Source organism: Maribacter sp. (genome assembly GCF_049667165.1).
GTDB lineage: Bacteria > Bacteroidota > Bacteroidia > Flavobacteriales > Flavobacteriaceae > Maribacter_A.
Genome location: NZ_JBATHS010000341.1, coordinates 42,552 through 54,594 on the forward strand (window position 1 = coordinate 42,552; position 12,043 = coordinate 54,594).

At 41.1% G+C, this 12,043-nt stretch carries 9 protein-coding genes; 1 reads left to right on the forward strand and 8 read right to left on the reverse strand.

Translation table 11 applies throughout. From position 1 onward, the window contains the following. Positions 1–44: 44 nt before the first annotated feature. Positions 45–1,961 (reverse strand): ribosomal protection-like ABC-F family protein, encoded by a 1,917-nt coding sequence (gene abc-f / locus WBM98_RS16045; RefSeq protein WP_424367033.1) that lies wholly within the window; start codon positions 1,959–1,961, stop codon positions 45–47. Positions 1,962–2,025: 64 nt separating this feature from the next. Between abc-f and WBM98_RS16050 the strand changes: the two genes are divergently transcribed. Continuing rightward, the gene (locus WBM98_RS16050) at positions 2,026–2,406 is read left to right on the forward strand and encodes a DUF983 domain-containing protein (protein WP_424367034.1); all 381 of its coding nucleotides are present in this window, start codon (positions 2,026–2,028) and stop codon (positions 2,404–2,406) included. On the opposite strand, the gene WBM98_RS16055 is transcribed toward WBM98_RS16050, so the two are convergent. The 7 genes from WBM98_RS16055 to topA all read right to left on the reverse strand — a co-directional run bounded on the left by WBM98_RS16055 (position 2,399) and on the right by topA (position 12,011). Then, a complete protein-coding gene (locus tag WBM98_RS16055; RefSeq protein ID WP_424367035.1) occupies positions 2,399–3,460 on the reverse strand; it encodes an NAD(P)/FAD-dependent oxidoreductase in 1,062 nt (353 codons plus the stop codon). The genes WBM98_RS16050 and WBM98_RS16055 overlap by 8 nt on opposite strands. Positions 3,461–3,570: 110 nt before the next feature. Next, positions 3,571–4,473, reverse strand: a complete 903-nt coding sequence (gene gldN, locus WBM98_RS16060; protein ID WP_424367036.1) for a gliding motility protein GldN — start codon at positions 4,471–4,473, stop codon at positions 3,571–3,573. Positions 4,474–4,501: 28 nt separating this feature from the next. Continuing rightward, entirely contained in the window at positions 4,502–6,061 is a 1,560-nt protein-coding gene (gene gldM, locus WBM98_RS16065) for a gliding motility protein GldM (RefSeq protein ID WP_424367037.1), read from the reverse strand. 55 nt (positions 6,062–6,116) lie between these two features. After that, a complete protein-coding gene (gene gldL / locus WBM98_RS16070; RefSeq protein WP_424367038.1) occupies positions 6,117–6,767 on the reverse strand; it encodes a gliding motility protein GldL in 651 nt (216 codons plus the stop codon). A 107-nt stretch (positions 6,768–6,874) separates the two neighbouring features. Continuing rightward, positions 6,875–8,230, reverse strand: a complete 1,356-nt coding sequence (gldK, locus tag WBM98_RS16075) for a gliding motility lipoprotein GldK (protein ID WP_424367039.1) — start codon at positions 8,228–8,230, stop codon at positions 6,875–6,877. Positions 8,231–8,349: 119 nt separating this feature from the next. Further along, positions 8,350–9,507 carry a formimidoylglutamase gene (locus WBM98_RS16080; RefSeq protein ID WP_424367040.1) on the reverse strand — a complete coding sequence of 386 codons (1,158 nt, stop codon included), beginning with the start codon at positions 9,505–9,507 and terminating at the stop codon, positions 8,350–8,352. 2 nt (positions 9,508–9,509) lie between these two features. Continuing rightward, entirely contained in the window at positions 9,510–12,011 is a 2,502-nt protein-coding gene (topA, locus tag WBM98_RS16085) for a type I DNA topoisomerase (RefSeq protein WP_424367041.1), read from the reverse strand. Positions 12,012–12,043: the final 32 nt, after the last annotated feature.

Sequence of the window (12,043 nt, forward strand, 5' to 3'; positions counted from 1 at the left end):
ATTTATTTGTGGTGTAGGAAATATCTGTAAGTTAAATTTTGGGGTTATGGGGTCGTTTTTTCTAAATCGATTGTGATTTGGGTCCATTGCTCCATTAATTCTTCCAGCTTTTTCTTCTTCCCTTGGTAGGAATCAAAAAAATTGGGTTTGGCTATGGTTGCATCATAGTTCATTAAAAGATCGTGGTCTATTTCCTTCAATTCCCTTTCCAAGGAGGAAATCTTGCTCTCTACAGCACTTAATCTATTCTTCAATGACTTCGTTTTCTTTTGATCGTGGAAAGAATTTGAGGGCTTATCGACCTTGACCTTTTTCACCTCACTATTTTTTTGCTGTTCAATGGCCCTAAAGTCGTTCACCTTACGTTGTTCTAAATAAAACTCAATGTCACCCAAATATTCCTTGATCTTTCGGTCCCTAAAATCATAGACCTTATTGGTCAACCCTTGAAGGAAATCCCTATCATGGGAAACGAGGATCAACGTGCCTTCAAATCTTTGCAAGGCCCTTTTCAGTACATTCTTCGATTGAATATCAAGATGGTTGGTCGGCTCATCCATGACCAATACATTAAAGGGCTGTAACAACATCTTTGCCAAGGCAAGCCTATTTCGTTCACCCCCGGAAAGCACTTTAACGTATTTATCTACCTCTTCCCCACGAAAGAGGAAAGATCCAAGAATATCACGAACCTTGCTTCGGTTGGTCTCATTGGCAGCATCGATCATGGTATCCAAGATCGTTTTCCGGCCATCTAGATATTCCGCCTGGTTTTGCGCAAAATAGCCTATCTGTACATTATGGCCCAACTTACATTGACCTTCATACTGCAACTCACCGACAATGATCTTCGCCAAGGTAGACTTGCCTTGTCCATTTTGACCTACAAAAGCCGTTTTACTGTCCCTTTCGATCAATAAATCAATGTTTTGGAGCACTAGATTATCACCATATCTCTTAGAGACATCATTAATTTCGGCAATTATTTTGCCCGGGGTCGTTGAAATTGGAAACCGCAGGTTCATTACGGAAGTATCATCCTGGTCAACCTCTATCCTCTCGATCTTATCCAACTTCTTGATCAGGGATTGTGCCATGGATGCCTTGGTAGACTTTGCCCTGAACTTCTCGATGAGACGTTCTGCTTGCTGTATTTCCTTATCCTGGTTTTTTTGGGCGTTTAGCTGTTGCTCCTTGATCTCTTCCCTTAATTTTAGAAATTCACTATAAGGTTTGTTATAGTCGTAGATCCTACCTAGGGATATCTCAATGGTCCGGTTGGTCACATTATCCAAGAACATCTTATCATGCGATACAATGACTACGGCACCAGAGTAGTTGTTCAAAAATTGTTCTAACCAAATGATCGATTCAATATCCAAGTGATTGGTAGGTTCATCGAGCAAGAGCACATCATTGTTTTGAAGTAATAATTTGGCCAACTCGATACGCATGCGCCAACCTCCCGAAAATGTTTCGGTTTTTTTATCAAAATCCTCCCGTTTAAAACCAAGGCCTTGAAGGATTTTTTCTGTCTCACCTTGGTAGTTATACCCCCCTATAATCTCATAATGATGCGTAAAATCATTTAGATCCACCATAAATTGATGGTATGCCTCGCTCTCATAATCAGTGCGTTCGGCAAGCTGTTGGTTCACTTCATCAAGTTTAAGCTCTAAGGCCTTGATTTCCTCAAAAGCATGATAGGCTTCTTCTAAAACCGTTCTACCTTGCTTAAAATCTATATCTTGTCGCAGGAAACCAATATTCAGGTTTTTTTCCGTAGCAATGGTCCCAGAGTCAATAGGCATATCCTTCGACAGGAGCTTTAAAAGGGTGGACTTGCCAGCACCATTTTTTCCAATGAGTCCAACCCGGTCACCAGCATTTAGCCTAAACGAGATTTCCTCGAATAAGTATTCACCCCCAAATGAGACTGAAAGATTATGTATGTTTAGCATAATTTGTGACCTAGGTTACAATAGAGAATAGCGCAAAACCGTATTTTCGCGAAAACTTTTGCAAATGTTAAAAAAAGGAAACAAACTCTACAGCATTTTAACAGGAACTTGTCCTAAATGTCATTGTGAAAGCATGTATTTGGAAAAAAACCCATATAAATTGGGCAAATTGTTCAAAATGCACGAGCGTTGTTCTACTTGCAATACCAAATACAAGATCGAACCTTCTTTTTTTTATGGGGCCATGTATGTAAGTTATGGCGTGGGTATCGCATTTGCCGTTGCGGCTTTTGTTATCTCTTATGTATTCATCGGAACGTCCTTGGTGAATACTTTTATTGCGATAGTGGCTACAATGATTGTTTTTTTACCAATCATCATTCGATTGTCCAGAAATATCTGGATCAATTTTTTCATTCATTACGACCCCAAAATAGCTAAATAATCCTAGGCTCGAATTTTCCTGAAAATCTGTTGACGTTCATCTCTGGAGGAATAGGCTGCCCATTCTCGATAAAGTTATAGAGTAGTCTTGATGCTGTTGGCGCTATCAAGACCCCACGGGAACCAAAGCCGTTCAACACAAACATATGATCATGACTTGGGTGCACCCCCACCAATGGTTTTCTATCGGCGACTGTGGGACGAATACCAGCAACATGGTCCACAATTTCAAAACGACATTTCAAAAATGTCTGCAATTTTTCTGATAACTCCTTACTGCCTTGGGAAGATGGGGCGTTAGACTTATCCGTTCTATCATAGGTTGCCCCTATCCGATACAGGTCATCGCCCAACGGAATAATGAACACCGATGATTTTATGATGGAATGGAGCTTTACTTCTGGGGCTTTTATCGTTAACACCTCGCCTTTATTTCCGTGCAAAGGAAGGTAGTTGAAGTACGTATTCGATTTCAGCCCAAAACCTGTTGCAAAAACAATTTTTTTTGCCTTTATCGTCTTATATTCAACATGATCTTTATGAACCTCCAATGCATCAAATCGAAAGGTTTCCTTCAACAGATTGCCTTTTTCGATTAGCGCTGCTTCATAGGCTGCTATCAATGCCTTTACATCTATTCTTCCTGTATGCAAAACCTTCCCAAAACCATAAGGGGCGTCAATGGCCTTGTTTCTATTTTCGATAATGGATGTATCCAAAAATTGATCCAGTCGTTTCTTGTCTGCAGCTTCAAACCAAAGATTTTGTTCTTCGATCGAAGCGAATTTTCTTAGGATGGGAATTTTATGATCAAACTGCCTTCCCAATTTCTCTTCAAGCCTTTTATAAAAGGGCATCGCGATTTCAAGTTGAACATCCGCATTCCAAGCCAGGGTAAACCGCTTCAAAATTACCGGATTATATACCCCCCCGGCAACCAACGAGGACGTTTGGGAATCATCCGAAACGACCATAAAATCCTTGTCATGATCATGTAATTGCTCACAAAACGACATCCCCGCCAATCCTAGGCCAACCACTATATAATCTATCATCATGTAAAATTATGCAATCTAGAATTGTTCCCTTACCTTATCCATACAAAAAACCCTGACGAAATCGTCAGGGTTTTCAGTTTATGTATTGAATTGGAATAATCTAGATTTTAATAGGACCACATATCTTGCTCCCTATCCCTGATGGCCTCTTTGATTCGTTTGGCCTCCAACAATTGGAAAAGGGCGTTATCCGCAATATAGTCGTTGACCTTACGGTCACCATGAACATTATCCTCACGATAGATAACCCCATTGAACCTACGTGCGTTCAGCAACATATCAAAAGTTATGGGCTGCGCCGAATTAAGTTGGTTAAAAACTTTGGCATCATGTAATATCTGCCTGGCACCTGGGTACCATACCCAGAAAAGTTCAACCTTGGCATCGGCCGGATCCATGGATTCATCATCGATGAAGTTAACATCGGGAGCTACTGGGGCAATACCCAACAAACGGTATTTCAGTTCCCCTTGGCGCTTATCGAAATACCAGATTCCCTTTATGCGATACTCTTCTATGTCAGCGGCAGTCAAATCGCGCTGGTTGATAAATTCGGCGGACAAAGTCTCACCTGCATTTATCTGTTCGTATCCCATATCGGTGGTATCCACTTTTCGTAAGGTAGCGGCCAAATCACTGAACTTTCTTTTTTCAGTAAAATAGGAATCTACGTATACATCCTCCAACTTCCCGTTTTTGATGTTCTTTATCAGCACATCGTATAAGGACCTTCTATCGGCACCGATGTCTATGGTGTCTATAGGGTAGTATAGAGGAAAGTTGACACGCTCGTCAAGGTCAACGGTCTCCCATACGGTTTTAGACCATAGGATATCCCTATCATCGACATAACCATACTCTAAGGGAGCATCATTGTCCAGAGCTTTTTGGGCCTCTGTCCGCACACCAATTTCCTGTGGCTTCTTAGCATTCAAAATGTTTGCTTGGGCCATGATCGATGCGGGCAGTAGACTAACAACTCCGATTAATAAAACATTCTTCCAATTCATAAAAATATAATTTAAATAATACTACTTATTAGTTTGTTATCTCAACAACAACTGGAGATACCTTTTTAAGTTTGTAGCTCTTATTGTTCGTGATATAAGCATTTACATCGAATATCTGAACAGCGTCACCACGGCTCGCTCTTTTCAATGCTGAAATAGCCCTTGAATCAAGTTTGTCTCCATTTACACTTACTGTAGGTTGACCTGGCACCTTGAATTTAAATCCACTTACTTTTAGACCTAAATCAAAATCAAAGTCTTCCAACATAGCACTAACGGTTGCAATTTCCAAGTTCTTTCTTGGCATCTTTGTGCTACCAGTCTCTCCTCGAATAGCACCGGCTGGTCTTGGAATATCCTTGATCCTGAATTCAGCAGGAGTAGAGATACGTTGACCATCAGGCAAAACACCAGAAGCTACGATCTTAACGGTTCTACCCGTACCAGGGTTCATTACATATTTGCTGGCACTTATCTTTTTTAGACCAGGTGCTGAAGCTGTTACCTTATTGTCAGGAATACCAGGAATGGAAATCGACATAGGGTTGGCGACACCGCGATAAACAACATTCATCTTATCGGCAGCGATCAACGCAGCATTAGGCTTACTAATGGTAGCAAAGCTGTTTTTCACTTCAACCGGAATTTCCTCACCATCCTGCATAAAGTACATGGTTCCAGAAATTTCATGGTCTCCGGGAGATCCAGCTCCGATAAGCATTTTAATTCCACCTGCTTCAAAGGCATAGTCTTTCCCTTCAGAAAGTTTTCTTCCATCAAGGGTCAATTCTGCACGTACTGGTGTAGATGAGGCGTCAGTTTTGCTGATAATGATTTTTCCATCATATTTTTCACCGGAATAGAATGCTGATTTACTAGCGGCTAATGAGGTTTTAAAATTCGTCAAGGAAACCTGGCTGGTCAGCTCACCTTCCAACATTGATTTCAAAGCATCTTCCTCCGTTGACTTAACATCTGCTTGAAGCGCAGTCAATTTGGCCAATGAAGCTATTAAAGGATAGCCTTCATAATGGTAGTTGATCCAATCTTGCTTGGTACCATCCCTTTTTTCGACCTTACCATTTTCGTCTCCGGTTTTGAAACGTAAATTAACTGCTTCTTTAAGGCTTTCAGGGGCTATTGCTGCCACTTGCGTACGATATTCAGTAAGCCTTTTCATGAAGTCCTTACCAGCTTCAGAAAGGTTGTCTCCTTGAAATAACATTTCGTCTAAAAAATCCGAGTTATCCATACGGGCATAATCCTTGGCATCCTCTAAATTTTCTGTCATTCCTTTTTTGATACCTTCCAGATAGTCAAAGTACTCTTGGGACATTGACTTTATTTTCTGTGCATTCTGATACAGCTTTTCATATTTGGCTGCATCTTCAGATGCTTTGGTTTCCAGACTTCCTAGGAAAGCATCATTGCTTTCCGTCGTCTTTACATTTGAAGCTTCTAACTTTTCATTCATTATACCGAATGCCGCTAGAACTTCTTTACTCATATTCAACGCCAGCATTGCGATGAAGATCAAATACATAAGATTGATCATCTTCTGACGTGGTGATAGCTTTCCTCCTGCCATGTTTTCTAATTAGATATTATTGATTAATTGATTTGGGTTTGTACTAATGTTCTAATTAGTTTCTATTCATTGCGCTTAACATACCACCGTAAACACCGTTCAATGAAGAAAGGTTCGTGGCCAAAGATTCCATTTGATCTTTAAGTGCACTTGCGTTTTGTACAACTTCTTCGTTAACCGAAGCTTGTCTGCTTGCACTCTCTAACTGAACTTTATATAAACTGTTCAAAGATTCCATTTGGGCGGCTGCCTGTACCATTTCATCAGAGTATTTCTTGGTAGATTGCATGGCATCCACTGTAGGGGCGATACCTTTTGCTGCACCTTCGAAATTCTTGATACTGGATCCTAGGCTTTCCATCAGACTGGCATCAATACCGGCTTCTTCCAATAGGTTATCCAATTTTTTGGACAAGGAAGTTTCTGTCTCTTTGATCTCAGCGGCTTCATTTTTTCTCATACCGCCCATACCACCAGCTAATTCTGGGTAAACCAAAGACCAGTCATATTCGTCATCTACTGGTTCAAATGCACTAATTGCAAAAATAAGTGCTTCGGTAATAAGACCTACTGCCAATAAAAGTCCACCTGTTAAAGGACCAAATTCCCAGTGAAGGATCTTGAACAATGCACCAATAATTACTACCGATGCTCCAAGCCCGTAGGCCATGTTGAATAATTTTTTTGTTGATTTTGACTGTGCCATAATTTTAAATTTAATTTTTGTTATGTTAATAATAAGTATTTGGTTAAAGTTTGATTATTTCCCGACAACCATCGGGATGTATTTATGATTTACTCGTATTCTATTTTTTATTGTGTTGAATCTTCTTCGCCCATATAATCCTGTACGGTTCTAAACCCAACATAACTTCGGGCAGAATCTGCGTATTCGTAATCCCTTGTACTCACCTGTAAGAAATAAGCAACATCTTTCCAGGATCCGCCCCTGATCACTTTTCTTTCGTTGTTGCCATCACCACCGTTAGGGTTCATGGTAGATACATATTCGTAGGAACTTGGGTCGTAGCTCGAGTTTGTCCACTCAGAGACATTACCTGCCATGTTGTATAAGTTGAAATCGTTGGGCTCGTACGACTTGGCTTCTACCGTATACAATGCCTGATCGGCCGCATAGTCACCACGTTGTGGTTTAAAATTAGCCATAAAACAACCTGTGTCACTGATGACATAGGGGCCACCCCAAGGGTATGTACCCCCTTCGATACCACCTCTTGCGGCATACTCCCATTCTGCTTCGGTAGGTAACCTGAATTTATTCACGAATTGTTTCCCCCTACTCTTCTGATCATCGTTCTTGTACTTGGTCCTCCAATTACAGAACGCTTGTGCCTGTTTCCATGAAATTCCAACTACAGGATATTCACTATAGGCATCATGCCAGAAATAATCGTTATGCATGGGTTCATTGTAAGAATATTCAAAATCCCTGATCCAAACGGTTGTATCTGGGTAAATCTCCAATTCCTCATGTTTAATGAAGTCTTTTCTGTTACCTGTTCTAGAACGGGCAGCTGCTTCGATATCCATCCAACTATACTTAAACTTCAATGCGGTAACGTCAATTGTTCTTTGGCCATTGTATGACTCTTCTTCAGGAATATAAAGCGAGTCCATAACTTCTGTATAATACTCGTCTGGGAAATCCGAGACATCCCAAATGAGATCGACATCCTTATTCAGTCCACGACCTTCATAACCTGTTTCTCCCATACCAGCATAGTTATCCAACATATACTTGTCATACACAGAGGCTTTGGTCGTATCCGCATCTTTGAATGCATATTCACCAATTCCACCATCTTCAGGGCCTAATCCTAATTCATCGGCCAATATGGCCAACTTGGTTCTAGCGATTGAATCCTTGACCCACTCGACAAACTGGCGATATTCGCTATTTGTGATTTCGGTGTCATCCATATAAAAGGATCTCACGGTAACGGTCTTTGTCGGTGCATTGAGAAGTTTAGCCTGATCCTCTTCACTCTTACCCATAATGAAAGATCCACGTGGGATCAATTCCATTCCATAAGGTTTTTCAGGATACCACTTTTTACCCTGGACGCCAACTAGCTCGCCTTTTGTTTTGGACCCACAACTGGTGAGCAAAAAAACAAATGCTATAGATGATAACAATAGCTTCTTCATACTTTAGGTTAAATTTCGATTAAGGTTATAAATGCAAACACAATATTATTCTACTCTCTAAAACTACGATTTGAGTAAATTATTGTATGTTGTACAATTATCGACTAATTTTTTTTTAATCAGTTAAAGCCTTTTCTATACGCCTTAAACCACCTTTCGGGAATAATCTGATTACAAGCATCCAAATAGTCCTGTTCGGTGCATGGTAATAACGCCGTGGCTTCGGCTTTAGTATGTGAAGTCAAAATTGAGGGTACCTCTACCCACCATCTTTCGGTAAGATGGCTCTTATAATAGACCAACTGCTCAGTATCGGTTGGTACGGTGTACTTAGTAAAATCGTCTGTTTTTGAATAGGGGGATTCTTTTATCCTAAAATTGACCCCTTCAATGAAGTACCAAATAATCTGGGCCAACAGCTGAAATGATTGGTCTATATTCTCCATTTCATAAATGCCGAACACACTTACTTTATCGCTTAGGCCCGCATATCTTGCAATGGCACATATTTCCCGACCGTCAAAACCATTGGGGGAAAAATTAGATGAAATCCCTATATCACCGGCTTTTATGGCCCTTGCATCCAAGCTTACCATATGCGCATTACGCAACACAGGTTCTGCCAAGGAAATATCATGAATCAAGTCACCCAACCTATAGGCATCAAAAAAAAGACGCTCCATAAGGTCTTTTTCTTCCTGCGCATTGAAATAACTTTGGTATCCTAGGTTAGAGAAATTAAAAAGATTATTGGGCTTATCGGTAATGATCTTACTCATATAGGAGTGGGATGAGATGAGCTCATCTTCCATTCCAAAATCAAATCGGCTGTCTATGGCTACTAAATTGACCATATCCCGTATACCATCAAACGCCCGATATGCCGGGTAGGTGATATCTTGGGTCGCCCCTAAAATGATTGGTATGATGTTCTCTTCGATCAATCCTGCCACGATTTCCTTGACCACGAAATAGGTATCTTCAACGGTTTCCCCTTCTTCGATATCACCCATGTCAACGATGGTGGAATTCCAATTGCCGAGCATCAACTTGTACAGCTGAATCCGTATCGAGGAAACATCTAATTTTTCGGGTTTTTTTTCGTAGGCATTTCTAGATTCCTTCACCCCTAAAAGGGCTATGGTGGCATTGGCCAATACCGGCAGGCCATCGTTTTTGGTGTGCGCGAATATATGTTTTCCTAGGGCTTGTGGGGGTAATAACTCGGAATGGGCCAAGACCCTATCTTCTACAGGGACCAAAAAATCGAACGCCATACTTATTTTTTAGCTTTAGGTTTTGCTTTTGATTTTGCCTTAGTTGTTTTCTTTGGGGATTTCTTTTCGATCAGGCTTTTAGCCTCTTCCAAGCTCATTTTAGTGACATCAACAGTCTTTGCCAACTCTACTTTAACGCGCCCTTTGATTACCGTATGCCGTCCCCATCTGGCCTTTTCTATCCTGATTCCCTCTTCAGGCCAGTCTTGTACAACCTTATCTATTTCCTTTTGTTTTTTGGCCTCGATCAACTCCTTGATATCCGCTTGGCTCAGGTTGTCAAAATCATATTTCTTATTGACATTTATAAATGTGCCATCCCATTTGATGAACGGTCCGAATCGACCAACCCCCTTTATCACATCCTTACCCTCGTAAACGGCGATAGGAGCATCCGCTTTCTGTTTTTCCTTTATCAATTCTATGGCCCGTTCCAAGGAAACATCCATAGCATTTTCACCTTTGGACAGAGAGACGAACTTTTTACCAAATTTAACGTAAGGTCCGAACCTACCTACATTGGCCTCGACATTCTCCCCTTCAAAAACACCCAGTTTTCTGGGAAGTTTAAATAGGTCCATTGCCTCTTCAAAGGTAATCGAATTCAAGGATTGGTCTGGGGATAAACTGGCAAATTGGGGTTTTTCCTCATCATCAACCGTACCTATCTGTACCATTGGACCAAATCTTCCCAATCGCACTGCGACTTGTTTACCGGTCTTTGGGTCCTTGCCCAACACCCTTTCACCACTGGCACGATCCGCATTTTCCTCAACATGAAGTACCATGGGATGAAAGTCTTTATAAAAATCCTTCATTACTTTTTGCCAATCCTCATCACCCTCGGCAATTTCATCAAAATCCTCTTCAACCTTGGCTGTGAAGTTATAATCCAAGATATTCGAAAAATGACTGACCAAGAAATCGGTCACGATCATTCCAATATCCGTTGGTACCATTTTACCTTTATCCGAACCAACGGTTTCGGTCAATTCCTTGCCCTTTATGGCATCATTTTTCAATAGGAGTTGGGTGTACTTTCTTTCGACACCTTCAACAGTTCCTTTTTCTACATAGCCCCGATTCTGTATTGTTGAGATAGTTGGCGCATAGGTAGAAGGTCTTCCAATGCCTAGCTCTTCCAATTTCTTAACCAAGGAGGCCTCTGTAAATCGATACGGAGGTCTTGAAAATCGCTCGGTAGCCGTAATCAAATTATTATATAGTACTTCGCCCAATTTCATTGGAGGCAGCATTCCTTCCTGCTCTTCACTCACATCCTCATCATCAATACCTTCCATATACACTTTTAGGAAACCATCGAATTTGATGACTTCACCATTGGCCATAAATTCATCTTTATGGGTACTGGCTTTTATCTTGACATTGGTACGTTCCAATTGGGCGTCGCTCATCTGGGAAGCAATGGTTCTTTTCCAAATCAAATCGTATAACTTCGATTGATCACGCTCTAAGGAAGGGGATTGCATCGTCATATCCGTAGGGCGAATCGCCTCATGGGCTTCTTGCGCTCCTTTGGATTTACCCTTGAAATTGCGAACGGTACTATAATCTTGCCCATAATTATCAATTATAGCATCTTTTGCAGCATTGATAGCCTCTACCGAAAGGTTGACACTATCGGTTCTCATATAAGTGATGAGTCCAGCCTCATATAACCGTTGTGCCACCTGCATGGTTCTTCCCACTGAAAAATACAATTTACGGGATGCTTCTTGCTGCAGTGTAGAGGTAGTAAATGGTGCTGACGGCGATTTTTTCGCAGGTTTTTTATCCAAGTCCCCTACGGAGAATTTGGCGCCAATATTTTTCTTCAGGAATGCCTCTGCCTCAGCCTTCGATGCAAATGTCTTCCCTAATTTGGCAGTAAGTACACTGCCATTGTCTGTCTTGAATTCCGCAGCTACCCTGAATGATGCTTCCGGGGTAAAGGCCTCAATATCGCGCTCCCTTTCCACAATTAAACGAACCGCTACGGATTGGACCCTCCCTGCTGAAAGTCCGGGTTTTATTTTTTTCCAAAGAATCGGGGATAGTTGATACCCCACCAATCTATCCAATACCCTTCTTGCCTGTTGGGCGTTGACCAAATTGTAATTGATGTCACGGGGATTCTCAATGGCTTTTTGGATTGCGGATTTGGTAATTGAGTTGAAAACAATGCGTTTGGTCTTTTTCTTATCCAGTCCCAAGGTCTCGGAAAGATGCCATGAAATAGCCTCTCCCTCCCGGTCCTCATCACTCGCCAGCCAAATTATATCTGCTTTTTTTGCCAGGTCCTTAAGCTTTTTCACCAAGGCCTTTTTGTCCTTATCGACAATATATTTGGGTTTGAATCCATTGTCGACGTCGACACCCAATTCCTTTGAAGGCAAATCAGCGATATGGCCAAAACTGGACTCTACCTTAAAATCCTTACCTAAAAATTTTTCTATAGTCTTAGCCTTTGCCGGTGACTCTACAATAACTAAATTCTTTGCCATTAAACGATTTTTCGAGTCACAAAAGTAGTTGA

What these genes read in the sequence shown, in the direction of transcription:
- gldM (WP_424367037.1), bottom strand. Translation starts at nt 6,061, where the DNA reads ATGGCAGGAGGAAAGCTATCACCACGTCAGAAGATGATCAATCTTATG.
- WBM98_RS16055 (WP_424367035.1), bottom strand. Translation starts at nt 3,460, where the DNA reads ATGATAGATTATATAGTGGTTGGCCTAGGATTGGCGGGGATGTCGTTT.
- WBM98_RS16080 (WP_424367040.1), bottom strand. Translation starts at nt 9,507, where the DNA reads ATGGCGTTCGATTTTTTGGTCCCTGTAGAAGATAGGGTCTTGGCCCAT.
- abc-f (WP_424367033.1), bottom strand. Translation starts at nt 1,961, where the DNA reads ATGCTAAACATACATAATCTTTCAGTCTCATTTGGGGGTGAATACTTA.
- gldL (WP_424367038.1), bottom strand. Translation starts at nt 6,767, where the DNA reads ATGGCACAGTCAAAATCAACAAAAAAATTATTCAACATGGCCTACGGG.
- gldN (WP_424367036.1), bottom strand. Translation starts at nt 4,473, where the DNA reads ATGAATTGGAAGAATGTTTTATTAATCGGAGTTGTTAGTCTACTGCCC.
- topA (WP_424367041.1), bottom strand. Translation starts at nt 12,011, where the DNA reads ATGGCAAAGAATTTAGTTATTGTAGAGTCACCGGCAAAGGCTAAGACT.
- WBM98_RS16050 (WP_424367034.1), top strand. Translation starts at nt 2,026, where the DNA reads ATGTTAAAAAAAGGAAACAAACTCTACAGCATTTTAACAGGAACTTGT.
- gldK (WP_424367039.1), bottom strand. Translation starts at nt 8,230, where the DNA reads ATGAAGAAGCTATTGTTATCATCTATAGCATTTGTTTTTTTGCTCACC.